At 70.7% G+C, this 22,085-nt stretch carries 24 protein-coding genes; 6 read left to right on the forward strand and 18 right to left on the reverse strand.

Going from position 1 to position 22,085, the window contains the following annotated elements; genetic code table 11:
- Positions 1–39 precede the first annotated feature (39 nt).
- From OG522_RS02300 to OG522_RS02335, 8 genes are all read right to left on the reverse strand, one after another.
- Complete coding sequence (locus OG522_RS02300; protein ID WP_329467453.1) at positions 40–384, reverse strand: gas vesicle protein K; 345 nt, start codon at positions 382–384, stop codon at positions 40–42.
- Positions 385–445: 61 nt separating this feature from the next.
- The gene (locus OG522_RS02305) at positions 446–673 is read right to left on the reverse strand and encodes a gas vesicle protein (protein WP_329461212.1); all 228 of its coding nucleotides are present in this window, start codon (positions 671–673) and stop codon (positions 446–448) included.
- Positions 670–1,503: a GvpL/GvpF family gas vesicle protein gene (locus OG522_RS02310; protein ID WP_329461213.1), complete on the reverse strand. Its 834-nt coding sequence runs from the start codon at positions 1,501–1,503 to the stop codon at positions 670–672. The genes OG522_RS02305 and OG522_RS02310 overlap by 4 nt, the downstream gene beginning before the upstream one ends.
- Positions 1,500–1,913 carry a gas vesicle protein gene (locus OG522_RS02315; protein ID WP_329461214.1) on the reverse strand — a complete coding sequence of 138 codons (414 nt, stop codon included), beginning with the start codon at positions 1,911–1,913 and terminating at the stop codon, positions 1,500–1,502. Before OG522_RS02315 ends, OG522_RS02310 begins: the two co-directional genes overlap by 4 nt.
- A gap of 18 nt (positions 1,914–1,931) precedes the next feature.
- On the reverse strand, positions 1,932–2,180 hold the full coding sequence (locus OG522_RS02320) for a gas vesicle protein GvpG (protein WP_329461215.1): 249 nt from the start codon (positions 2,178–2,180) through the stop codon (positions 1,932–1,934).
- 49 nt (positions 2,181–2,229) lie between these two features.
- Positions 2,230–2,946: a GvpL/GvpF family gas vesicle protein gene (locus OG522_RS02325; RefSeq protein WP_329461216.1), complete on the reverse strand. Its 717-nt coding sequence runs from the start codon at positions 2,944–2,946 to the stop codon at positions 2,230–2,232.
- 3 nt (positions 2,947–2,949) lie between these two features.
- Positions 2,950–3,423, reverse strand: a complete 474-nt coding sequence (locus tag OG522_RS02330; RefSeq protein WP_329461217.1) for a gas vesicle structural protein GvpA — start codon at positions 3,421–3,423, stop codon at positions 2,950–2,952.
- Positions 3,424–3,451: 28 nt separating this feature from the next.
- The gene (locus OG522_RS02335) at positions 3,452–3,826 is read right to left on the reverse strand and encodes a gas vesicle protein GvpO (protein ID WP_329461218.1); all 375 of its coding nucleotides are present in this window, start codon (positions 3,824–3,826) and stop codon (positions 3,452–3,454) included.
- A 194-nt stretch (positions 3,827–4,020) separates the two neighbouring features.
- Here OG522_RS02335 and OG522_RS02340 point away from each other — a divergent pair, with 194 nt between their 5' ends.
- Both OG522_RS02340 and OG522_RS02345 read left to right on the forward strand, forming a co-directional pair.
- Positions 4,021–5,010, forward strand: coding sequence for a histone protein (locus OG522_RS02340; protein ID WP_329461219.1), 990 nt, complete (start codon positions 4,021–4,023; stop codon positions 5,008–5,010).
- 3 nt (positions 5,011–5,013) lie between these two features.
- On the forward strand, positions 5,014–6,057 hold the full coding sequence (locus OG522_RS02345) for an SRPBCC family protein (RefSeq protein WP_329461220.1): 1,044 nt from the start codon (positions 5,014–5,016) through the stop codon (positions 6,055–6,057).
- 252 nt (positions 6,058–6,309) lie between these two features.
- On the opposite strand, the gene OG522_RS02350 is transcribed toward OG522_RS02345, so the two are convergent.
- From OG522_RS02350 to OG522_RS02360, 3 genes are all read right to left on the reverse strand, one after another.
- Positions 6,310–6,708, reverse strand: coding sequence for a nuclear transport factor 2 family protein (locus OG522_RS02350; protein ID WP_329461221.1), 399 nt, complete (start codon positions 6,706–6,708; stop codon positions 6,310–6,312).
- Between the two features lie 168 nt (positions 6,709–6,876).
- A complete protein-coding gene (locus OG522_RS02355; RefSeq protein ID WP_329461222.1) occupies positions 6,877–7,866 on the reverse strand; it encodes an aldo/keto reductase in 990 nt (329 codons plus the stop codon).
- Positions 7,867–8,084: 218 nt separating this feature from the next.
- Positions 8,085–8,672, reverse strand: a complete 588-nt coding sequence (locus OG522_RS02360; protein ID WP_329461223.1) for a flavodoxin family protein — start codon at positions 8,670–8,672, stop codon at positions 8,085–8,087.
- A gap of 238 nt (positions 8,673–8,910) precedes the next feature.
- On the opposite strand from OG522_RS02360, the gene OG522_RS02365 reads away from it, so the two are divergent.
- Entirely contained in the window at positions 8,911–9,639 is a 729-nt protein-coding gene (locus tag OG522_RS02365; RefSeq protein ID WP_329461224.1) for a TetR/AcrR family transcriptional regulator, read from the forward strand.
- A gap of 161 nt (positions 9,640–9,800) precedes the next feature.
- On the opposite strand, the gene OG522_RS02370 is transcribed toward OG522_RS02365, so the two are convergent.
- Positions 9,801–10,241, reverse strand: a complete 441-nt coding sequence (locus OG522_RS02370) for a VOC family protein (protein ID WP_329461225.1) — start codon at positions 10,239–10,241, stop codon at positions 9,801–9,803.
- Between the two features lie 519 nt (positions 10,242–10,760).
- On the opposite strand from OG522_RS02370, the gene OG522_RS02375 reads away from it, so the two are divergent.
- Positions 10,761–11,459, forward strand: a complete 699-nt coding sequence (locus OG522_RS02375; RefSeq protein ID WP_329461226.1) for an ATP-binding protein — start codon at positions 10,761–10,763, stop codon at positions 11,457–11,459.
- Positions 11,460–11,702: 243 nt separating this feature from the next.
- On the opposite strand, the gene OG522_RS02380 is transcribed toward OG522_RS02375, so the two are convergent.
- Positions 11,703–12,530 (reverse strand): class I SAM-dependent methyltransferase, encoded by an 828-nt coding sequence (locus tag OG522_RS02380; protein ID WP_329461227.1) that lies wholly within the window; start codon positions 12,528–12,530, stop codon positions 11,703–11,705.
- 72 nt (positions 12,531–12,602) lie between these two features.
- Between OG522_RS02380 and OG522_RS02385 the strand changes: the two genes are divergently transcribed.
- Positions 12,603–13,205 carry a TetR/AcrR family transcriptional regulator gene (locus OG522_RS02385; protein WP_329461228.1) on the forward strand — a complete coding sequence of 201 codons (603 nt, stop codon included), beginning with the start codon at positions 12,603–12,605 and terminating at the stop codon, positions 13,203–13,205.
- 293 nt (positions 13,206–13,498) lie between these two features.
- The gene (locus tag OG522_RS02390) at positions 13,499–13,903 is read left to right on the forward strand and encodes a hypothetical protein (RefSeq protein ID WP_329461229.1); all 405 of its coding nucleotides are present in this window, start codon (positions 13,499–13,501) and stop codon (positions 13,901–13,903) included.
- A 141-nt stretch (positions 13,904–14,044) separates the two neighbouring features.
- Here the strand turns inward: OG522_RS02390 and OG522_RS02395 are convergent, their stop codons facing one another.
- The 5 genes from OG522_RS02395 to OG522_RS02415 are packed head-to-tail and all read right to left on the reverse strand — an operon-like array spanning position 14,045 to position 22,054.
- Positions 14,045–15,103 (reverse strand): class I SAM-dependent methyltransferase, encoded by a 1,059-nt coding sequence (locus OG522_RS02395; protein ID WP_329461230.1) that lies wholly within the window; start codon positions 15,101–15,103, stop codon positions 14,045–14,047.
- Between the two features lie 45 nt (positions 15,104–15,148).
- Positions 15,149–16,345, reverse strand: a complete 1,197-nt coding sequence (locus tag OG522_RS02400; protein WP_329461231.1) for a glycosyltransferase — start codon at positions 16,343–16,345, stop codon at positions 15,149–15,151.
- Positions 16,342–17,199, reverse strand: coding sequence for an alpha/beta fold hydrolase (locus OG522_RS02405; protein ID WP_329461232.1), 858 nt, complete (start codon positions 17,197–17,199; stop codon positions 16,342–16,344). The genes OG522_RS02400 and OG522_RS02405 overlap by 4 nt, the downstream gene beginning before the upstream one ends.
- Positions 17,190–17,543, reverse strand: coding sequence for a phosphopantetheine-binding protein (locus OG522_RS02410; RefSeq protein ID WP_329461233.1), 354 nt, complete (start codon positions 17,541–17,543; stop codon positions 17,190–17,192). The genes OG522_RS02405 and OG522_RS02410 overlap by 10 nt, the downstream gene beginning before the upstream one ends.
- A complete protein-coding gene (locus OG522_RS02415) occupies positions 17,540–22,054 on the reverse strand; it encodes a type I polyketide synthase (RefSeq protein ID WP_329461234.1) in 4,515 nt (1,504 codons plus the stop codon). Before OG522_RS02415 ends, OG522_RS02410 begins: the two co-directional genes overlap by 4 nt.
- Between the last annotated feature and the right edge of the window lie 31 nt (positions 22,055–22,085).

Below are 22,085 nucleotides of genomic sequence, written 5' to 3' on the forward strand. Positions count from 1 at the left end.
CGGATGGGCCCGAGCGCCGGGGGCCGCAAGCGGGTGGTGTCAGTCCTCGCGCGGGAGCAGTGTGCCGAGGGGGCCGAGGTCGAGATTCAGGTCTTCCAGCGAGTAGCCGTGCTCGGCGCACAGCTCGGCGAGGCTGTCGTGGAGGGCGAGCAGGGTGGCTCCGAGTTCTTCTTCCTGTTCGTCGGTGAGGTCGCCGACATCCACACGGCGCAGGGCCTGGCGTTCGATGAGCTGGCGCAGGAGCTCGATGAGGGTGAGGACGAGTTTGAGGAGGTCTTCCCCCACGGTGTCGGGGTCGGCGTGGATGCGGTGGGCGGCATCGGCCGATCTGGCGTCGTCGCGCGGGGTGGGGGGCGCCTGGACCAGCCGGAACGCCCGCGACATGGTGTCGCCCACGCTGTCCAGACCCGGGTCGGTACCGGGGCGGCGGGGCTCCTGCGCAGGGTCACGGCCCACTTCGGCCTGCCGGAAGCTCCGGTGCCGCGGAGGGGACCGTCTGGGAGCTGACGGACACGATGAGGGCACGCAGCGAAATGCGGACGAGGTCGATGTCCGCGATCGACAGGACGATGTCGCCCGCCACCACCACTCCCCCGCTGAGCAGCCGGTCGAGGAGGTCGACCAGGGCGACCTGGCGGCCGGGCAGCGGTGGGCGGGGCTCCGCGGGGGTCATGGCCCCTGCCCCACGGAACCGGCCGGGTCCGCCGCCTGGTCGGGTGTCATGGCGAAGGAGTACGGAGCCCAGGGGCCCGTCACTTCGATACGGATGTCGGGGAATTCCCGAGCGGCCTGTTCGATGTCGGTCCGGAACCGGGGGGCGTCCCCGTCGGGCACGAGGTAGGCGTCGTTGAGGACGTTTTCCCGGCGGTCTTCCCGGGGGCCGGCCAGGGCTCCGCTTTGCGGGGCGTGGCGTACCCGGTGCGGGGTGTAGTTCGCGGCGATCGCCGCGACGGCCTGGGCGGCCTGCTGCGCCTGCTGGTAGACCGTCTCGCGGGCGTGGTGCTGTGCTTTGCGGCGTTGCAGGTATGCCTTGCCCGGCGTGGTGGGGCCGGACAAGGAGGCATCTCCGGGGGGTGTGGCGGCGGGCGGGGCCGACGGGTCGAGGTAGACCTTGACGCCGTATTCGGTATGGCCGTCGAGCTCGGCCAGCCGCCGCGCGAAGGCGGGCTGCTGTTCGGTCAGGGCCCGGCGTGCTCGGCCGTCGTCCTGGTAGACGGTGGCCATGCGCAGCGGCAGGACCGTTTCCCGGGCGGCAACGGCCTGCACCACTTCGTGGTGGGCGCGGGCGACTTCTTCGAGCCACTCCAGATCCTCGAAGTGGTCCTTGAGGGCCGTCTCGTTGAAGTCCTGTTGCGGGACCGGGCTGACGAGCAGGGCGAGAGCGGCCAGCAGTACGACGGGGGCCCGGCCGACGCCCTGGAGACCGGCGAGGAGCTCCCGCAGTGGCTCCGTCTGCCGGGCGATCGCGTACACGTAGGTGAGGGTGTCCTGTCCGGTGTTCACCGCGGGTGCCTCCGGGTCGTCCCACCGGCCGCTCCGCCCGGCTCCTCGGTGCTCTCCAGGGAGTCGCGTCCGCCGGTCGGCTCCTGGCGCAGGGCCTCCAGCTCGGCGCGCAGGCGGCGGTTCTCCTGTTCGAGGGGGCTGCCTGTGTGCCGGGAGGACAGGGAGGGGTCGTACTCCCACCAGTCGATGCCCATTTCCTTGGCCTTGTCCACGGAGGCGATCAGGATGCGGAGTTTGATGGTCAACAGCTCGATGTCGAGGAGGTTGATGCGGATGTCTCCAGCGATCACGATGCCCTTGTCCAGCACGCGCTCAAGGATGTCGGCGAGGCTGGAGGAGGAGTTCTGCCCGTACGGCATCGGCGCGCGGGAGGCGAAGGATCCGGGTCGGCCTGGCAGGGGTTCGCTCACGGGTGGCTCCCGGTGTCCTCAGGGCAGCTGCTGGCGGAACTCGGAGATCTCTTCCAGCCGGTCGAGCAACTCGTCCTCCTGGCGGTCGAAGGTTTCCTGGTCGATTTCGCCGTGCAGCAGCTGCTGTTCGAGTTCGGCGAGCCCTCGCCAGACGGGTGCCGGGTCGTAGTACTCCTCTTCGGCCTTGTCCACGACGCGCTGGGCGACCCAGGTGACGGCACGTACCGGCGCGACGGGCAGCGTGAGAAGGCTGGTCAGCAGTCCCATCCGGTGTACCTCCTCTCCACGTGGTTGGCTGTGCGGTGTGGTTGCCCCGTCACACGAAGCTGTAGGGCGGCAGAGGGCCGGAGAACCGCAGCTCTACACCGCCGCCGATCTCACGGGTCAGGTTGGCCTCGGCCACGCGGAGACTGTCCTGCTGCCCCTCCGGCACGAGCAGCGAGAGGTTGAGGAAATCGTCCGCCGACGGCGGATGGGCGATGTGCTCGCGGGAGAAGGGGACAAGCGCCTCGGTGAGGCCGGCGGCCAGGGTCTCCTGCCTGGCTTCCACCTCGCGGGCGATCAGTTCTCCCAGGGCCAGCGGCAGCCGCGGGTCCTGATCCCCGCCGCGGATCCGGTCGTTGAGGTCCCTCGCCTCAGGCAGATCGCCGAGGATCTGGTGCAACAAGGGCGTCTGGTCGGCCTGTGATGCGCGCACGTGGTACTCGGCGCAGCCGTTGAGGCGATCGAGGGCGCTGAGGTAGCTCTCGGCGTTGCTCTCCAGGGCCTGACGGACCGCGAGGTCGTCAGCGGCGGTGTACCCGAACTGCAGTGGCAGGACCGGGCCGTCGGCCATCAGGCGCTCCTGGACCTCCTGGTGCGCGGTGAGGTCCCGGCGCTTGGGCCGGACCTCTTCCTCGATGTCGCTGACCACCGCGCACAGGGAGCCGGCGGCGACGGTCCGCAGCGCTGTGGGTTCGGATCCGACACCGCTGACACCGTCCAGGTGGCGGGGGTGGTCCTCGGCGGTGATCGAGTACACGTAGAGAGGCATCGCTTACTCCTTCTCCCGCCGTTGCCGTACGGGCCGCCGGGCAGTGGGCCGGCGCCGCCGGGGCTCCTCCTCCGGCTCTTCCTCTTCCTCTTCCTCGGGCTCCGCGGATTGGGACGATTTGCCGGTCAGGGCATCGGTCACGGCCTCGGCGGCCCCGCCGAGGGCTCCCTTGGTCTTCCCCCGGGCCCCGCCCTCCAGCATGTCGCCCATGACGTCCGGCAGTTGGGCGGGGGCCTTGCGGCCCGCTTCGAGGTCGAGGCGGTTGCAGGCCTCGGCGAACCGGAGGTAGGTGTCGACGCTGGCCACCACGATCCGCGCGTCGATCTTGATGATTTCGATGCCCACCAGCGAGACGCGGACGAAGACGTCGATGACGAGCCCGCGGTCGAGGATGAGCTCCAGGACGTCGTAGAGGCTGCTCGTGCTGCCCCCCTGCCCTCGCGCGACGGGGCTGCCGCCCTGCGGCACCATGGTCATGGTGCCTCCTTCCGTCGGCGGAACCCGTTCAGGTCTGCCGGTCGATCATGCCGCGGCTGTAGCGGCGGGTGCGTTCGTAGGAGATCAGCTCGCCCTCCTCGTCCAGCGCGACCCGGTAGCTGGCCATCACGCTGGTGGTGTCGGGGATCCGTTCCAGCTCCACCACCTCCACCTGTGCTTCCCAGCCGTCCTCGACCGGTTTGAGCGAGGAGACGGACTCGGGGAAACGGCCGAGGAGTTCCGCGAGTTGCTCGGCGGCGGCCCGCATCGCCGCCGCCGCACCGGGCGTACCGGAACGGTGGCGGGGCGCGGCGCGCCGGGGTGCTTTCCGCTCCGGAACTCCGCCCTCACCAGCGGCGTGCGACGAGGCGCGCCGGGGGCGTGCTGATTCCGCTGCGGCCATAAATCCCTCCCTGGAGAAAGACCGCTTCACAGAACCTAGAATGTCACCATATCCACTGATAAGTCTCGCCGAGGGGCAGAACTTTCTTGAGGACCGCCCCGGCCGGACCTCCCGCTCCCGGTGGGCGGCGCGGCGTCGCAGCCGCCGCCCCTGGGCGATCAACCAGTCCGTCAGTGCCCTGGTAGGGGATGATCATGGAGGACACCAGCAAGATCGCGCTCGCAGCCGCCTTGGCTGGGGGCTATGTACTCGGCCGAACGAAGAAGGGCCGCCTGGCCTTCACCATGGCGACCTACATCGCCGGACGGCGCTTCGGACTCCAGCCGGGGCAACTGCTCAAGGAAGGCGCCTCCCGGCTCAAGGAGATGCCTCAGTTCGCCGACCTCAGCGAGCAGCTGCGCGGCGAAGCCCTCGACGCCGGCCGCCAGGCGCTGGCCACGGCGGCCGACCGCAAGCTCGCCGACCTCGCCGGCTCCCTCCACGAACGCACCCTGGAACTGTCCCGCGGCAGCGCCGGCAGGGGCCAGGACGAGGAGGACCAGGGCCAGGGCGAGGAGCCCTACGAGGACGAGGAGCCGTACGAGGACGAGGGCGCGGAGGGCTACGCCGAGGAGGACGAGGAGGAGCCTGAGGAGGAGGAACCCGAGGACGAGGAGGAGCCTGAGGAGGAGGCACCCGAGGAGGAAGAGGAAGAACCGCCTCCGCCGCCACACCGGACGCGCACCCCGGCCCGCTCCCGTGGCGCCAGGTCTTCCGCTCGCGCCAAGAAGGCCGCGGGGGGTCCCGCCCCCGCGAAGAAGACGGCCCCCGCGAAGAAGACCGCGGCCGCCAAGCGCGCACCGGCGAAGAAGGCGGAGCCCGCCAAGAAGGCCACGGCGAAGCGCTCCGCACCGGCCAAGAAGGCGACGGCCAAGAAGACCACGGCAAAGAAGACCGCCGGCGGCAGGACGGCGTCGAAGAGCGCGTCCACACCCGCCAGGAAGAGTTCCGCCCTCAAGGCGGCCCCCTCGAAGCCTGCCGCGAAGAAGAGCAGCGGCGCGCCGCGCAAGAAGACGACGGCTCAGAGCCCGGGACGCAAGAGCGCCCCTTCCAAGGCCTCTGCCAAGAAGACCACCGGCCGCACCCCGGCCCGGAAGACGGCCGCGAAGAAGACCGCGGCCCGCAAGACGGCCACGCGGAGGTAGGCCATGGCAACCTCAGACCGCTCCTCGTCTCAGCCCTCGGGGCTGGACCAGCTGCTGAAGGAAGCGTCCGGGTACCTCGGCGCTCAGGCGAACCAACTCGCCGACAAGGCCACGGACAAACTCTCGGACATCACCGACCAGCTCTACGACGTCGCCGACAACGGCGGCAGCCTCTCCGACGTCGCCGGCATCGGCGGTCGCCTCCTTCAGGGCGACTCCCCGATGAAGGCCCTTGCCGGGCAGAAATTCGGCGACCTCAAGGACAAGGTGACCGACACCGTCTCCCAGGCCTTCGGCGGCGGTGGCAAGGGCCGCGGCCGCAAGAGCGGCGGCAAGGTGGTCAACATAGTCGAAGCACTCGACGTCGGCCTCCCGCTGCGCACGGTCTACGACTTCTGGACCCAGTACGAGGAGTTCAGCGGATTCGCCAAGGGCGTTCGCGACGTCTCCCGCGGCGACGAGACGACCAGCGACTGGAAGGTCAAGGTGGGGCCCTCCACGCGGAGTTGGAAAGCCACCGTGCAGGAACAGATACCCGACGACCGCATCGTGTGGACCTCCGAAGGCGCCAAGGGCACCACACGCGGCTGCGTCAGCTTCCACGAGCTGGCCCCGACACTGACCCGCATCATCATCGTCGTCGAGTACTACCCCTCCGGGTTTTTCGAGAAGACCGGCAACCTGTGGCGGGCACAGGGCCGCCGACTGCGCCTCGACCTCAAGAACTTCCTGCGCCACACCACCCTCACCACCGACGAACCGGAAGGCTGGCGCGGCGAGATCCGCGACGGCGAGGTCGTCCGGACCCACGAAGAAGCCCTTGAGGAAGAGGAGAACGAGAACCCGGACGAGGAAGAAGGGGAAGAACCGGACGAGGACGAGGACGAGGGCGAGTACGCGGACGAAGAAGAGGACGACGGGGAGTACGCGGACGAGGAGGAGTACGCGGGAGAGGAGGAACCGGAGGAAGAACCGGACGAGGAGGAGGAAGAGGAGGAGTACGAGACCTCCCCGCCCCGGCGGCGCCGCCGCGCACGCTCCGCGTAAGTGCGGGGGCTCATAGCTCCCTCCACTCACGACGGCTCAGCCAGTCGCGCTCCGCATGAACGCTCCAGCCACGGGAGAACCGCGTTCGTCCCGCCGTAGCGGTAACACCTTCGCCGAACACCGGATGGCTACGACCTGCCGCCGCGGAGACGGTCGGGGCGGGCCCGCGGCCGGCCTGGGTCGCGCCGCCAGGTACACAAGGACCAGACACGGGCCTGCCACCGGTGACCGCCTCCCGGCGCCGGGAGGCGGCTACATCACCGCATCGGTCTGCAGAGGGCCCGCTGTGATGCGCAGTTCACGGACGCGGACGGGTTCTTCGTCGGCAAGGTAGAAGATGTGCATGAACGGAGCGCGCACCACGCGGTCCGGTTCACTCTTCTTGGCCATGGTCGCCTCTCCGCGCAATATACGTACGCCGTCGCCCGCGGTCCAGAATTCCAGGACCTCGTGGGCGATGATCAGCGGCCCGTCAATCTTGACGAAGAACTCCTTGATGGCCTCGACACCGTGGATGTGTGCGGTGCCGAAGAACATGTCGGTGTCCTCGGTCAGTGGCGCGAAGCCCTCCTCGAAGTCCAGTGTGTCGATGGCTCCCATGAACTTCAGGACCCATTCGGGCACACTCGTTGCCTGTGCTGTGTTTGGCATATCCGTCCTCTCCATCAGGGTTGCCCACCGTAACCCGGGCGTCTGGGACGACATCGCCGGACCACGCTGCGGCATCGACTGCTCCACCCGTGTGTTCATGGACCAGCCGCACACCGTCAAGGTCGTTGCGGCGCAGCCCGGTTGGGCGTGGCTCTCCTGGCCCGGATCTCAAGTCCAGGTCGGCACGTTTCCCCCGGCGTAGCGGGCGCCGAAGCCGCCGTGGGGAAGGATCCCGTCGATGGCCTTGAGCTCGGCGTCGGTGAGGGTGAGGTCGGTGGCCCCCACGTTTTCCTCAATGCGCTTCGGGCTGCGGGTGCCGGGAATGGGCACGATGTGCTCGCCGCGGGTCAGGAGCCAGGCCAGAGCGAGCTGGGAGACGGTGGCGTCCTTGGTCGCCGCGAGTGAGGCGAGCCGGTCGACGGCTTCTACGTTCTTCTCGAAGTTGCCCGGCTGCCATCGCGGGTCGACGTTGCGTATGTCGCTGCCTTCGTACTGGTCGGCGGGCTTGGCGGTGCCGGTGATGAACCCGCGGCCGAGTGGGGAGTATGCGACGAAGCCCATGCCGAGTTCGTCAAGGACCGGGAAGAGCTGCTCGACGTCCCGTTCGAACAGGGAGTATTCGGTCTGCAGGACGGAGACCGGCTGCACGGCGTGCGCCTTGCGGATGGTCTCGGGTCCGGCCTCGCTGAGGCCGAAGTACTTCACCTTGCCTGCGTCGATCAGTTCTTTGACGGTTCCCGCGACCTCCTCGATGGGCACCTCGGGGTCGACGCGGTGCTGGTAGAAGACGTCGATGTGATCCACGCCGAGATGGCGCAGACTGTTCTCGGCGACCTTGCGGATGTTGTCGGGCCGGCTGTCGAGAGGGCCGCCGATCTGCTCCGCGGGCACCGACATGTCGACGCCGAACTTGGTGGCCAGGACCACGTCGTCACGGAAGTCCCGGACCGCCCTGCCGACCAGGATCTCGTTGGATCCGATGCCCCAGCCGTACATCTCGGCGGTGTCGAAGAAGGTGACGCCCAGGTCGTGGGCGCGGCGGAGGGCGGCGATGCCGGCCTCCTCGTCGGTGGGTCCGTAGGCCATCGTCAGGCCCATCGCGCCGTAGCCGATGGCCGAGACCTCAAGGCCCTGGCTTCCGAGCGTCCGGTTCTGCATGGCTCACTCCTCCGAGGGGGGTAAAGGTGTTTTGTGGTCGACGGGGCTCGCGCCATCCGCGTACGGGCTCATGCGCCTGGCAGGTACTGAAGTCTTCTGCTGGGCTCGTCGGCGTGAACCCGTCGCGCGGGGGCGGACCCAACCATGACTCCCTGGTCCGGAGTTGCTGTTCGCTCGGGCTGGTTGGGACCGCCGGGGTGGTTCCGAATCGCGGTGTGTCAGTGCGCTGCGGCAGCCAGTCCTGCGCGGTGGATCCGGGTGTGCTCGGCGACGCGCCGACCGAGGTGGCGGGCGGTGCTCAGGTCCGCGTCGTGGACGGTGGCAGTGTCATTGAAGCTCTGCGCGCCGGCACCGAGGTAGAAGCCGAGGCGGTTGTCGTCCTGGGGGCTTGATGTGGTGGTGTTCCAGCCCGGCAGGAGGTTCAGGCTCACCCAGAGCATTCCGTGCTGGGCCGCCAGGAGCGAGAGGTACTGCAGCGTGTGCAGCTTGTCGCCGCTCATGGAGCCGGAGTTGGTGAACCCCGCCGCGAGCTTGTCGCTCCAGGCTCGGGTGCTCCACCGCTTGCTGGTGGCCTCGGCGAAGGCGTGGAACGCCCCCGACGCGGTGCCCATGTAAGTGGGGGTACCGAAGATGATGGCGTCCGCGGCGTCCATCAGTTCCCAGTCGGCATCACTGAGGGAAGCGACGTCCACCCGCTGGACCTGCGTCCCGCCGACGGAGCGTGCGCCGTCCTCGACGGCCGTGGCGAGTTGCGCGGTGTGGCCGTAGCCGGAGTGCGACGCGATGACGATCGAGATTTCGGACATGGGTGTTCCTCTCCTGCCGCAATAGCGGCGGTGCGGTGGGGTGCCGGCGGACGATGAGCTGCCCGCTGCGGCCGTGGCTCGCCCTGCTCCACGAGTCAGGGACCGGCGGCCCCGTACAGGGTGCGGCGCATGCCCGGGTCGCGGGCTGGTAACGACCAGAACCTGCCCGGATCACCGTTCCGGCTATTTGAGTATCACTGATAAGGCGGCGATACGCAAATTGCGATATCGTTGTTCCATGAACGAGGAACGGCGCGCTACACGCCGCCAGGTGCTACAGGTGGCCGCCAAGCTCTTGGAAGAGGGCGGCAGCGAGGCGGTCTCCACGCGCGCGGTCGCCGCGGCCGCAGGCGTCACGGCGCCCGCGCTGTACCGGATGTTCGGCGACAAGGACGGGCTCCTGGCCGAGCTGGCCGCCTACGGGTTCGAGATGTACCTGACCGAGAAGCGGGAGGCGCTGGCGCTGACCCCCGATGACCCGGTGGCCGACCTCTACCGCGGCTGGGACCTGCACGTCGACTTCGGAGTGCAGCACCCCGCGTTCTACATGCTCATGTACGGCACCGTGCAGCCCGGTCGGCGGCCCCCCGCCGCGGACGAGGCACACGCCCTGCTGGTGAGACTGCTGCGCCGCGCGGCCGAGACCGGGCGGCTTCGGGTTCCGGTGGAACAGGCGACCCGCGTCATCCACGCGGCAACGACTGGTGCCACGTTGGCACTGATCGGCGAAGCGCCCTCAGAACGGGACCTCACCACTTCGGCACGGCTTCGGGACACCGTCATCGCCTCCGTCACCACGGACCAGCCCGCCCCGACCGAATCGGACCTGGCTTCGCGCGCACTCGCCCTCGACGCCGCGCTCGAAAACGCGCTCACCTCCGGGCACCCGGCCGTAGGCACCGAGGTGCCGCTGCGAGACACGGAAACGGCTCTGCTGCGCGATTGGCTGCAGCAGCTGGCAGGCTGAACTCGCCGCTTACGGACCGGAGCGGCTGCATGGCGAGGTCGACGGCCCAAGTACGCTGAATCCTCAACTCCGTGGAGCCAAGGTAAAGTTGACGTGAAGTGCCCTGCCGTCTCCCCCGTCGGCAGGGCACTTCCCCCCCAGGGGCGTTCCGGTCATCCCCCTCAGCGCAGTTGCTCGGCCAGTCCGATGATGATGCCCTCCGGGCCGCGGAGGTAGCAGAGCGAATAGCTGTCCTCGAACCGGGCGATCTCGCCGACGAGTTCGGCGCCGTGAGGCCGCAGACGGGCAACGGTGTCCTCGATGTCGTCGACGGCGAACATGACGCGGTGCGTGCCCACAATGTTGTGCGGCCGGTTGCGCGGCCCAGCGTCGATCACCGCTGGACTACGGTACTTCGACAGCTCAAGCCGGCTGTGACCGTCCGGGGTCCGGAGCATCGCGATGTCACAGCGGACGCCGTCAAGTCCGGTGCACTGGTCGGCGAAAAGACCCTCGACCTCCGACCTTCCCTCCAGCTCCATACCCAGTTCCACAAAGAACGCGACGGCGGCGTCCATGTCCTGAACGACGATGCCGACGTTGTCCATCCGCTGAATTGCCATGCCGGTTTCTCCTTCTCCTCCGTGCGACCGGTGATGGCCGCAGATGCCCCTGGGACGGAGCCGATGACACCTTCTCGACATCCGCAGTCTGGCAGTGGACGACCCCGGCCGGTCTGCCCCAGAGGCATTGCGTGTCCTGCGAGCGGGCGGGGCACTGGCGATTGCGCGGGCAGGCGGGCAGCGCCTAACGCCTTGGGTGCCGCCCCAGCGGGGCGAGGCACCGGGCGGCCACGCCGACGCCGTGCGAGCCACTCCCGACGGCCCGCGCGCCTTCTGACCACTCGGCTCGAACCGGGAGTTGCCGATCGGCGAGGTGCCGGCGGCCGGGCGAGCGGGGTTGCTCCGCCGACATCCATGCCCGCGACCTCACCACCCGCCCTCCTGAGCGATCACCACCAACTCGCTTGAAATGAACGCAAGTTGGTCGCCTCGGCACCCCAAACCGCAAGAGATGGGCACGTCCCCAGGCAGACTGATCCCACGCAAGGCGCCCGTGATCTCCGCCCGCATACTTCTCGTATGGACGCACCAAGAAGTGCCTGGCGCAATACGACACACGACTGGGCGAGCACCGTCGACCCCGGCCACCTGGAGCACATCCGCCAGGACCCGGCCGCCTTCGCCCCTGGTGGCCTTCGGCACCTGATCCTTGAAGTCATCGCCTATGCGGCCGACGAGGCCGAATGCACCGGCGGCGGGCACTGCCGCATCGCGCTCCACGCCGATGGCTCCGTCGCCGTCGCCGACGACGGACGGGGCACCGACACACGTTTCGATGAACACGGCCACCTCATGAAGAAGCCGGTCATGGCGACGAAGGACCTCCGCTTCTTCGACCAACCCGACACGCCCCGGCTGCCCGACGAACACCCCCGCCGCGGCATGTCCACCGTCGCCGCACTGAGCACCTGGCTCGTCCACACCAACCGCCGCCACAACGGATCCTGGACCCAGCGATACGAACACGGCATCCCCACCACCGACCTACAACCGATCACCGACGACCGCACGACCGGGACCATCGTCCACTTCCTCCCGAGCGAACCCCTGCGTACGGCCCACGAGATGACGGCGGAAGAGCTCACACGACTCGCCGAGGCATGGCCCCGGCTCGCCGTCACCATCGACGACCGCCACGCCGCCTGGACCACTCCGCCCAAAGCCACAACACGTGGCGTCCATCCTGGCGTGCCGAGCGGCGGGCGGAGAGGCGGTTGACGGCGGGGCTGAAGGAGGTGCGGGGCAAGGAGGGCACGAGCTCGCCGACGCCGCGATTGGCAAGCCGGACGAGATCGTGCGCACGGCCCTGTAACCGAACAAGCACCCGACCCCATCGGCATCCCCGTCGCCACCGGCAACCCGCCCGCCAGCAGCTCCTGGCCGAGGTGGTCGCCCGCGCGGCCGACAAAGCACCGAACGGCCGCGCGGATTCCTGGGGTGGCGACGGCTTGGCGGATGGGCTCAGGAAGGGTCAGCGCGTACGGCGGTCGCGGCCAGGGTGGTGTAGTTCATCGTGAAGCGTCCGCCCAGGGAGTCGATGGCGCACCCGACCGCGTCCAGTATCTCGGCCAGTTTGCCGGGACGGAGTTGGGTGAGGCTGCCGGTCGTGGGCAGCAGGTCCAGCCATTGGTCGCGCGTGTAGGACTGCTCCCAGTCGAATCGCCACTGTTCGGGATCATTGAACTGTCCGGTCTCGCGGATCTTGTCGGCGGACTTCGCGTATGCGGCCTCGTAGAGGTCGAGCGGCCGTCGGGCCGGTTGGGCGTTGAGCGGGGAGTCCGGCGCCGCCCGCCGGTAGGCAGCGGCGAATGGTTCGGCCACCTCAGCAGGCGGCTCGTACACGTGCCCGAAGATCGCCAGCCGTCCCCCTGGGCGCAGCACACGGGCCGCCTTCACGGCGCCGACGGCCGGGTCCACCCAGTGCCACGACTGGGCGGCGACGACCGCGTCGAACGTCCGTCCGGCCGGCTGCCAGGACTCGAAGGACGCCACCTCGACCTCCAGGCCGAGGACTCGCGCGAAGTCGGCCATCCGCGCATCGGGCTCGACGCCGAGCACGGTGCATCCGGCCGCTTGGAACTGGCGGGCTGCGATGCCGGTGCCGCAGCCGACGTCGAGCACGTAAAGCCCCGGGCCCCCGGCGACGATCCGCGCCACCAGTGCATCGGGGTAGCCGGGCCGGGCCTGGTCGTAGCGTGGGGCGTCCAAGCCGAACGACTCGGCCATACGCCGGGCCTCATGCGGCTCCGCCGGGGACGGTTCCGGTTGTTCTCGCGGTAAGGTGGGCATGCGCCCACCTTAGTGGGCGTGCGCCCACTGGGCAACGGATGCCAGCAGGCTGACGCACGAGAGGATCTCTGAATGCCGACCGGGGTGCACCTTCGCGACGCGCGGCAGCAGCTGTTCGGCGCTGCCGAACGCGTGCTTCTGCGGGACGGCCCGAACGGGCTGACCAGCCGGGCCGTCACCGACGAGGCGGGCTGCGCCAAAGGGGTTCTGCACCGGCACTTCAGTGACTTCGACGCCTTCCTCACCGACCTCGTGCTCGACCGGGCCACGCAGCTTGAGAGGCAGGCGAGTGCGCTGCGTGAGTCCGCCGGCACCGGTACGGTGGCCGACAACCTCACCAGCGCACTGACCACCCTGTTCGGACCAATTCCGGTAGCGATCATCCCGCTCATCACCTTTCGGGATGAATTGCGCGCACGACTGCGGACGGCGACACCTGGAGGCGGCATCGCGATCCTGGCCCAGGCCACGACCGAGATCTCCGCTTATCTGGCCGACGAGCGTGACCTGGGTCGCATCGCGGCCGACGCCGACATCGACTCACTCACCCTCTCCCTGGTCGGTGGCGGGCATCTCCTGTTCGCCGACCGCGACGCCGGCCCGCCAGCCACGGCAGTCGTCAACAAACTCGTGACAGCGGTCATCGCCGACGCCGTGCAACGACGACCGGCCTAGGGACCCGGAGTGTCGGCCAACGACCGTCTGCCGACACTCCGCCCCGTGATCACGAACCCGCAGGTGGGGCACTGTCGGCAACTCTCGTCGGAATTCAACGTCGATGAACGGTCGCTTCGGGAGTCAACGTCGGTGAACGGTCGCCGAGGTGGTTTCCGACAACGCCTCTCGGCCACTGCCGCCGCACATCGACAGCCCACCGGAACCCTGATCACCAGATCGCCGCGCTTCTCCGCCACGCCGTCGACGGCGACCTTGTCCGCCGGGATGACCACCTGCCACACTCCGCGCTCATGAGTTCGACGATTCGCCGCGCGGCGGGGACCCAAAGCTTTTCCGACGTACTGCTTCGCTGGCTGTGGATCAAGCGTCCCTCCGCGGCGAAGGACGCCGAAGACTACGCGGCCGGCACCACACTGAAGGTGACCTGCTTCTCGCGGACCGTCGCAGGCGCCTCCGGCCGACGCCGACTCGGCTATCTCCACCTCACCCACGGACAGCCCATCACCTGGCACCGCGCCGGCAGCCAACCCGTCGTGCTCCGTGCGCCGTTCGTCCTCACCCCGTCCGAGGCCAGGTCCGGACACTGGAAGTTGGCAGCCTTCGACCTCAACACCGCTGAGGGATCACGCGACTTGGCGATCCCGAAGGCCGACATAGAACTAGTGGAGCGGGCTCTGAAGTCCGCAGATGCCTGAAACGCACGGGAGCCCCACCACCCCGTCGCGTTCCGGCCTCCCACTCGTCGGCGGACTCGGCGAATCCGGCTGTACGCCCAGCTGGAGGGACCGGTCCGGTACGACCTGGCACAGGTGCGGTCGGGCGGGCACCCGCGACGCTCACGCGTCGCGGCGGGCGATCACACGGTAGGCGTTGGAGAACCGGGTCCGCCTGGCGATCGGGTTGAGCAGCTGGTCGAGCCCGTACACCGCGATCAGCACCGGCACGGCCGCCCACACCAGCGCGAACCGAACGGCTCGGGCGGCGCGCCCCGGACGGTGGGGCCGCCAGGGTGAGTCGTCGCGCGGCAGCAGCCGGTCGAACAGGAACCACGTGGCGCACGCCAGGTCGGCCGGGATATGGGCGTCGCGGCGCTCGGCCACTTCGACGGTGAAGCCGAGTTCGCGCAGCCGCCGGCACAGATTGCCCATCGGGACCATGTTCAGGTGCTGGGGCTGGAACCAGGGCAGCCAGAGCCGGCCGAGCAGTCGTCCCGACCACGATTCGGGGTCGGGGACCTCTATCAGGAGATGGCCGCCGGGTGCCAACGCCGTGTGCGCGGCGGCGAGTTCACGGTGCGGGTCGAGGGTGTGCTCCAAGTAGTGGAACATGCTGACCGCGTCGTAGCGGCCCGCCATCTCGTCGGCGAGGTCCACGAACAGCCCTCGGTAGGCCTCCTGGACGCGGCCCTCCTTGGCGGCCTGCTCGACGCCTTCGCCCATGTCGAGCCCGTCGAACTCGGTGTCGGGCAGCACCTCCTTGGCGGTGGCACAGAAGTGGCCCAGCGAGGTACCGACGTCCAGCCACCGGCCGGGCAGGGCGAGTCGCCGCAGAGCACGGGCGCTGCGGCGGAACCGTTTCTTGCTGCCGTTGCCCTCGAACATCTTCGCGGTCGTCTCGGCGCCGAGCCCGTCGTAGAAGTCCCGGTAGTAGAAGTCCAGACCCTCCTGGCTCAGCTTCGGGTTCTGGAAGACGTGCCCGCAGCCCCGGCACTGGTCGAGGACGAACTCGCCCGGCTTGCCCTGGATGAGGTCCGTGGTGCGGAACTTGCGACGCAGGTCGGTGCCCAGGCACCACGGACAGTCGGTGCGCGCCGGCAGGAAGAAGCGGCCCGTGCCACGGGCCAGCTCTTCCTGGTACGAGGGTCGGAGCTGGGCGATCCGTTCACTGTCGGGCATGTGCGTCCCTTTCTGTGGCGGCTCTGTTGGGGCTGGGCGAGAGCTTCATCGGGGGTGGCCCGCGACGGGCGCGGCGGCGACGAGTTCTTCCAGGTGCGTGGCGGCGGCCGACTCGCCGCCGGCGGCGCGGAAGGCGTCCCGGACATGGCGTGCCGCGTCCCGGTAGCCCGGCTCGGTCACCACCGTGTCCAGGGCCGCGCCGATCTGCTCGCGCCCCGCCCGCGCGAACTTCACCCTCAGCCCGGCCCCGGCGCCGACCACTTGGGCCGCCACGACCGGCTGGTCGTCACGGATCGGGGCGACCACCAGGGGCACCCCGTGCCACAGCGCCTCGGTGACGGTGTTGTGGCCCGCGTGGCAGACGACCGCCGACATCCGCTCCAGGACGGCGACTTGCGGCAGGTCCGCCCTGACCAGCACATCGGGCCCGGGTGGCACCGCCCCGAGCAGCCCGCCGGGGTCACAGACCACCGCCCGCAGCCGTCCGGCGCGGGCGCGGACCGCCGCGACGCTCTCGGCGAGGAAGCGGCCGCCCGCGTCGGTGTTCGCCGTACCCAGCGTGACCAGGACGGATGCCGTCCCCGGCGCCAGGTCAAGCCACTGCCAGGGGAAGTCCCCCAAGGCTGAGCGCCGGGCGGCCAGCGCCGGTCCGACGAAGCGCAGGTCCGTCTCCGGTGCGGTGTACGGGCCAGTCAGCTCGGGGGTGGTGAAGGCGAGGGTGAGCGCCGGTGAGAAGCGCGGGTCATAGGTGGCGGCCGGATCGCCGATGCGCTCGCGTAGCTCCCGGAGCAGTCCGGTGAGCCAGCTGCGCACGCCCGGCATTCCCGCCATGCTCTCGGTGAGCTCGGCCGATGTGGTGGACGAGGTCGCGAAGGGCACGCCGAGCCGTTCCGCCACCAGGGCGCCCGCCACGGTCTGCTGGTCGGCCACCACCACGTCCGGCCGGAAGGCTGTGATCGCCGCCGCCACCCCGGGCGCCATCGCCTCGGCGAGCGGGCCGAGGAAGTCGGCCCACAGGAACTTCAGGGCCGCGATCCCGCGCAGTTGGGGCGGCCGCCCCGCGAGGTGGTCGGGCCCGGCGCACACGTACACCCGGGACCGCTCCCCCACCAGCCGCTCGACGATCGCGCGCCGCCCCGCCCACGCCACCTCGTGGCCGCGCGCGGTCAGCTCGGCGGCGACGGCCGCCGCCGGGTTGATGTGCCCGGTCAGCGGCGGCACGACGAACAGGAAGCGGCTCACCGGACCGGCCCCGGTCCACTGGGCTCGGGCGCGGCCCCGGCGTGCTCGCGGACCCAGTCCAGGACGAGCCGCCCGACGGCTACGGAGGCCTCGACCAGGACCGAGTGCTTCTGTCCGGGCACCACCGTGACCCGGCAGTGCGGCAGCAGCGACCGCAGCCGGGCGGACTCGGCGGCCACCAGGCCCTCCTGTCCGTTGACCAGGAGCACCGGGCAGCGGACCGCGCCGAGCTGTTCGTCGGTGAGCACCCGTCCGGTGGGCATGTCATCGGCGATGGTGGTGGAGCGTACGAGCCGGGCGGCGGCTCGGCCGAGCCGACGGATGTGCGCGTCATGGCGAGCGTCGCCGGTCCGGGTCGAGGAGAGCGTCCCGTACTGTTCGGTGAACCACACCAGCGCCTCGTCGTCCCCCATGTCCCCGGCGTGGCGCAGGGCGGAGGTCATGGTGTGGGACCAGGCCCGGCTTGCGGGGCCCGACTCGACCACGGTGACGGTGGCGACGCGCTCGGGCCGGTGGACGACGAAGTCGAGGGCGACCGTGCCGCCGAAGGAGTTGCCTACGAGGTGAACGGGGTGAGCGATGCCCAGTGCGTCGAGCAGGGCGTCGAGATCGGCGGTGAAGTGCTCCAGGGCGTACCCGCTGGGCGGGCGCTCGCTGCGGCCGTGTCCCCGCAGGTCGTACATGAGGGCGTCGAACCCGGCCTCCGCGAACCGGGGGCCGAGGGTGAAGTAGTAGCTGGCGAGGCTGTCGATGAAGGCGCCGTGGACGAACACCACGGTCGCGTACGGCTGTTGTTGGGGTGGGTGTAACCGCTGGACGTGCAGGCCGAGACCGTTCGCGCGGATCATGACCATGGAGCTGCTCCCGCTTCCGGGGCCGCGCCGAGGCTGTGCAGCACATGGTTGACGAGCCGTCCGACGGACAGGGCGATGACCTCGTCAATCTCCAGCGAGGCCACGAACTCGGCGAAGTTGACCTGCTCGCCGTACCGCTCCTGGAGGTGTCCGGACAGCATGACGAGGTCGATGCTCTCCAGCTCCAGGTCGTCGCCGAACAGGGTCTCGGGGCGGATGTCGGCGGGGTCGGGGGCGTAGTCCCCGAGCACCTCCACGATCAGTCCGGCGATCTCGGCCAGGACCCTCTCCTCGTCCGGCGGTGCGAGGGGGGCGGGGCCGGGGGGCCGTTCGCTGGTGGTCACTGAGTGCTCTCCTTGAGGGTCGTCGCAGACGTGGTCCAAGCCACGACATGGGTGGGGTCGACGAGAGTGCAATGGACGTGGTAGCGGCGGCCGTCGACGGTGACGGTGAGGGATTCGGCGTCCGCTTCGGTCACTTCGAAGGCGTGCGGCCGTCCGCCGAAGCCGGTGCCCTCCGCCTTGGCGGCGGCCTCCTTGGCCGCCCAGAACCGGGTGAACCACAAGGCTTCGGACTCGCCGGACCCGGCGGCGACGAGCCCGCCGAGAAGGGCGAGTTCGCGGGCGCCGAGGGCGACACGGTGGGTCTGCGGAGTGTGGTCCGCGATCTCTTCGACGTCGATGCCGACGCCGATCGAGTACGGGCTGTGCCCCGGCGGGCGTACGAGGGCGACCGCGAGGTCGCCCCGGTGGGCGAGGGACAGGTCCAGCGCCGGGAGCGTACGCCCGTGCACTCCCACCGCACGCGGCCGACCCGACTCCTCATTCACGATCTCGATCTCGGCCGGGAACACCGCGCCCTCGCCGCGCTGCCACAGCCACCGCCGGACCGCGTCCTTGGCGGCGATCCGGCCGAGCAGCCATTGCCGCCGGCCGCGCGGCGGCCGCGCCTCGTACGCCTCCCGCTCGGCCCGGCCCAGTTGCATGCGCGTCAGCAGATCGCGGGAGGCCAGGTCCGGCCATACGTCCCGCAGCAGGCACCAGCCGCCCGGCTGCGCCTCGGCGAGGGCGCGGTGTTCCGGGTAGCCGCCGGACTTGCGCGCGTCGAGCCCGGAGAACCGGCGGTCGCGCCAGCCGGAGAGCTCCGCCCACACCGTCCCGTCGGGCAGGGTGACCCGGACGTCGGCGAGGAGGGTGTCCTCGGTGAGCGAGGTGATGACCGCATGGCAGTCGACGCGGGTGCCGGTGGGCGGGGGCGGTCCGTAAAAGCGGGCCCGCTCCAGGGCGACCGGGAAGATCACGGTCCGGGTGGGGTGGGTCGACATCAGCCAGTAGCCGAGGAGTTGGCCCACGTTGTCGAGGAGGGCGCCCGGCGCGGACGGCGTGGTGATCGTGCCCCGGACGTGGCCGGGTCCGATGCCGCGCAGCGCGGTGACGCCCCGGAAGGCGGGCCCGTGGAACATCCACCGGTCCTCGTACAGCTGGGCCGCCGCGATGTCGGGCGGACGCTCGTCGGCCGCGTCCAGGGGTGGCGCGGACGGCGGGGCCGGGTAGGCGGGGGCGAGGTGGACGGTCGCGCGGGCGTACGGTCCGAACGCGACCGCCCACCGGTCGGCGCCCTGCGGCCGGGCGGTGATGGTCACGTCCACGGCCGGGATGGCGTTGACCCACTTCTCCAGCCGTACGTCGTCCACGGCGACGGCCCGCTGCCCGGACGCGGCACGCTCGGCGGCGGCCATCAGGTGGTGCAGGACGGTGGTGGCGGGGACGACCGGATGCCGGTCGGCGGGATCGGGCCAGCCGGGCCGCTGCGGGAAGAAGCAGTGGTCGAGGAGGTAGGGCATGGCCGTGGTGGAGACGCGGAGTTGGGTGCGGTGCTCGGTGGACGGGGCTGCGCTGTCGGGTGTGGTCGGTGTGCCGGACAGCGCCGCCCCCGGCGAAGCCGAAGCCGCCACGGGATCCCTCGCCCCCTCCAGTACGGCCGTGACGCTGTCCACCGTTTCCCGCATCAGCGCGTCGAGCTCTGCGGCGACGGGGTGGCTCCGGGTGAGGGATTCACTCAACAGGTTTGTGGAGGTGGCGAGTTCAGCCTCCGATTCCGTACGGGGGCACAGCTCGGCGCGTAAGTCGTCCAGGCGGTGGGGGGCGATGGGGACCAGCGCGGCCGTGAGGTCGAGAGGGATGGGGGCGGAGGGGCGCGGCCCGTCCGGCCGGGCGAGCGCCGGCGGGTAACCCTCCGCCCACAGCCCCGTCTCCACCCGCAGCAGTTGCGCGAGTCCGCCGCGCTGGGGCGAGTTGGCGGAGAGCGTGAGGTGGTCGCGGTCCTTGAGGGTGTCAGTGATCAGCGAGGTCAGGCGGCCCGTGCCCACCTGGACGAAGGCGCGGAAGCCAGCCGCGTACATGGCGTCGATGAGCAGCCGGAACCGTACTGGCTCCAGGAGGTGGCGGACGAACAGGGCGCGGACCTCGTCGGGGTCGGCCGGGAACGGGGCCGCCGTGGTGCCGGACCAGACCGGGACCCGCTGCGGAAGGATCTCCGCCGCGTCCACGCCCCGCTTCATAGGGCCCAGATACGGGGCGAGCATCGGCGTGTGGAAGCCGGAGCGGAACGGGAGCACCTGGCAGATCACACGCTCGGCCCGGAGCTTCGCCGCGAACTTCTCGACCGGCTGTTGCGGGCCGCACACCATCGACTGACTGGGCGAGTTGTCGTGCGAGAGGACGAGATCCGGCCAGCCGGTGAGCGCCTCGCTCACCCGTGCCGCCGGGGCGCCGATCGCCGCGAACGTCAGGCCCGGCACGCGCAGCGAGTCGGGGTCGAAGGAGGCGAAGAAGTCGTCCGCCTCGCCGGCCGCGAACATGCCGCCCGCGATCATCGCCGTCCATTCCCCGACGCTGTGTCCGGCGACTCCGTCGGGCCGGACGCCGAGGGCGCGCAGGGCTTCGTCCAGGATCCTGCCGACGCGGAGCACCCCGAGCCCGTGCCGGGCGACGTCGGTCGCCTCGGTGTAGGCACGGCCCGGCAGCCGCAGCCCGTAGTGCTCGGCCACCTCGTCCACCCGGGGGGTGAACTCCGCCTCCAGACCGGGGAAGACGAACGCCACCTTGCCCCCGCCCGCCTTCCCGAGCAGCGGGCGCGGGGCGAACCACACGTCGCTGCGACCACGCCACGGGCGGCCCTGGGCCACCGCCCGGCGGGCGAGCGCCAGCCGCTTGGCGGTCGGGGCGACGATGCCTAGCCGGGCGGCGGGGGCCTGCCAAGTGCCCTGCGGGTTCGGGACGAGGGCACTTGGCCGGTACGGGGCGGAGACACCCTGCGCGTACGAGGCGTCGCCCCGCTGCCGAACCGTGGTGTCGTCCGTGTCCAGGAGCCGCGCCAGCTCCCCGGGCGTGTCGGCGCTCAGGCGCAGCACCCGCTCCGGTTCGCGCACGGCCGCCCGGCGCGGAGCGGCCACAGCGCCCGGGGCCTGCTCCAGGACCACGTGGGCGTTGATCCCGCCGAATCCGAACGCGTTGACGGCGGCCCGGCGCAGCGGCTCCTCCCACGGGCGGGCGAGCGCCGCCGGGCGGAACCGGGTGCGGGCGAGGGCGGGGTGCGGCTCGTCGCAGTGCAGGGTCGGCAGCAGGGTCGCGTGGTACACGGCGAGGGCAGCCTTCACCAGTCCGGCGATGCCTGCGGCGGGCATGCAGTGGCCGATCATCGACTTCACCGAGCCGATGACGGGTGCGGCCGCACCGTGCGCGCTGGGCCCGAACACCTCGGCCAGCGTGGCCAGTTCAGCCGCGTCGCCCGCCGGGGTGCCGGTGCCGTGCGCCTCCAGGAGGCCCACGGAGCCGGGGGCGCGCGGGTCGAGGCCCGCCGCTCGCCAGGCCTGGCGGACCGCACGGGTCTGGCCGCCCGGGTCGGGGTTCATCAGCCCGGCGGCGCGGCCGTCGCCCGCGACGCCGGTGCCACGGATCACCGCGTACACACGGTCGCCGTCGCGTTCGGCGTCCGCGAGACGTTTGAGGACGACGACGCCCGTCCCCTCACCAATGAGGATGCCGTCGGCCGCCGCGTGGAAGGGGCGGCTGCGCTGACTCGGCGAGAGGGCGCGCAGCTGGGCGAAGACGCTCCACAGGGTGACGTCGTGGCAGTGGTGCACACCGCCCGCGAGCATCATGTCGCAGCGGCCGGCGGCCAGTTCGCCCACCGCCTGGTCGACCGCGATCAGCGAGGACGCGCAGGCCGCGTCCACCGTGTACGCCGGCCCCCGCAGGTCGAGCCGGTTGGCGATGCGGGACGCCGCCAGATTGGGGACGAGCCCGATGGCCGACTCCGGGTGCTCGGGTCCCAGCGTCTCGGTGAACGCGGCCCGGATCCGGTCGAGCTGGTCCGGGGCGAGGTGGGGCATGAGCTGGCCCAGGGTGCGCGTCAACTGGTGGGCGGTACGCACCCGTTGGTCGAGCCGGACGAGGCCCGGGTTGAGGTATCCGCCCCGGCCCAGGACCACCCCGACCCGGCCGCGCTCGGGCAGCCGCTCCTCACCGCCCGCGTCCGCGATGGCGCGGGCCGCGACCGAGAGCGCGATGAGCTGGTCGGGCTCGGTGCCCGCGACCGAGCTGGGCATGATGCCGAAGCGGGTGGCGTCGACCTCGGCGAGGCCGTCGACGAAGCCGCCGCGCCGGCAGTAGATGCGGTCGGCGGCGCCGCCCGGATCGCCGGGCCGGTAGTAGACCGGGTCCCAGCGTCCCTCGGGCACCTCCCGTACGGCGTCCACGCCCTCAACGAGGTTGCGCCAGTAGGCGTCGAGGTCCTTGGCGCCGGGCAGCAGGACGGCCATGCCGACGATGGCGACGGGTATCTGACGATCCATCAAATCCGTTGTGTCTGGAGTCTCGTCGGCC

This window comes from Streptomyces sp. NBC_01431, from assembly GCF_036231355.1.
Lineage (GTDB): Bacteria > Actinomycetota > Actinomycetes > Streptomycetales > Streptomycetaceae > Streptomyces.

Excerpts from the sequence above, each read along its gene's own strand:
- OG522_RS02300 (WP_329467453.1), bottom strand. The coding sequence starts at position 384 with ATGTCGCGGGCGTTCCGGCTGGTCCAGGCGCCCCCCACCCCGCGCGAC.
- OG522_RS02305 (WP_329461212.1), bottom strand. The coding sequence starts at position 673 with ATGACCCCCGCGGAGCCCCGCCCACCGCTGCCCGGCCGCCAGGTCGCC.
- OG522_RS02320 (WP_329461215.1), bottom strand. The coding sequence starts at position 2,180 with ATGGGACTGCTGACCAGCCTTCTCACGCTGCCCGTCGCGCCGGTACGT.
- OG522_RS02325 (WP_329461216.1), bottom strand. The coding sequence starts at position 2,946 with ATGCCTCTCTACGTGTACTCGATCACCGCCGAGGACCACCCCCGCCAC.
- OG522_RS02330 (WP_329461217.1), bottom strand. The coding sequence starts at position 3,423 with ATGACCATGGTGCCGCAGGGCGGCAGCCCCGTCGCGCGAGGGCAGGGG.
- OG522_RS02335 (WP_329461218.1), bottom strand. The coding sequence starts at position 3,826 with ATGGCCGCAGCGGAATCAGCACGCCCCCGGCGCGCCTCGTCGCACGCC.
- OG522_RS02340 (WP_329461219.1), top strand. The coding sequence starts at position 4,021 with ATGGAGGACACCAGCAAGATCGCGCTCGCAGCCGCCTTGGCTGGGGGC.
- OG522_RS02345 (WP_329461220.1), top strand. The coding sequence starts at position 5,014 with ATGGCAACCTCAGACCGCTCCTCGTCTCAGCCCTCGGGGCTGGACCAG.
- OG522_RS02350 (WP_329461221.1), bottom strand. The coding sequence starts at position 6,708 with ATGCCAAACACAGCACAGGCAACGAGTGTGCCCGAATGGGTCCTGAAG.
- OG522_RS02355 (WP_329461222.1), bottom strand. The coding sequence starts at position 7,866 with ATGCAGAACCGGACGCTCGGAAGCCAGGGCCTTGAGGTCTCGGCCATC.
- OG522_RS02360 (WP_329461223.1), bottom strand. The coding sequence starts at position 8,672 with ATGTCCGAAATCTCGATCGTCATCGCGTCGCACTCCGGCTACGGCCAC.
- OG522_RS02365 (WP_329461224.1), top strand. The coding sequence starts at position 8,911 with ATGAACGAGGAACGGCGCGCTACACGCCGCCAGGTGCTACAGGTGGCC.
- OG522_RS02370 (WP_329461225.1), bottom strand. The coding sequence starts at position 10,241 with ATGGCAATTCAGCGGATGGACAACGTCGGCATCGTCGTTCAGGACATG.
- OG522_RS02375 (WP_329461226.1), top strand. The coding sequence starts at position 10,761 with ATGGACGCACCAAGAAGTGCCTGGCGCAATACGACACACGACTGGGCG.
- OG522_RS02380 (WP_329461227.1), bottom strand. The coding sequence starts at position 12,530 with ATGCCCACCTTACCGCGAGAACAACCGGAACCGTCCCCGGCGGAGCCG.
- OG522_RS02385 (WP_329461228.1), top strand. The coding sequence starts at position 12,603 with ATGCCGACCGGGGTGCACCTTCGCGACGCGCGGCAGCAGCTGTTCGGC.
- OG522_RS02390 (WP_329461229.1), top strand. The coding sequence starts at position 13,499 with ATGAGTTCGACGATTCGCCGCGCGGCGGGGACCCAAAGCTTTTCCGAC.
- OG522_RS02395 (WP_329461230.1), bottom strand. The coding sequence starts at position 15,103 with ATGCCCGACAGTGAACGGATCGCCCAGCTCCGACCCTCGTACCAGGAA.
- OG522_RS02405 (WP_329461232.1), bottom strand. The coding sequence starts at position 17,199 with ATGGTCATGATCCGCGCGAACGGTCTCGGCCTGCACGTCCAGCGGTTA.
- OG522_RS02415 (WP_329461234.1), bottom strand. The coding sequence starts at position 22,054 with ATGGATCGTCAGATACCCGTCGCCATCGTCGGCATGGCCGTCCTGCTG.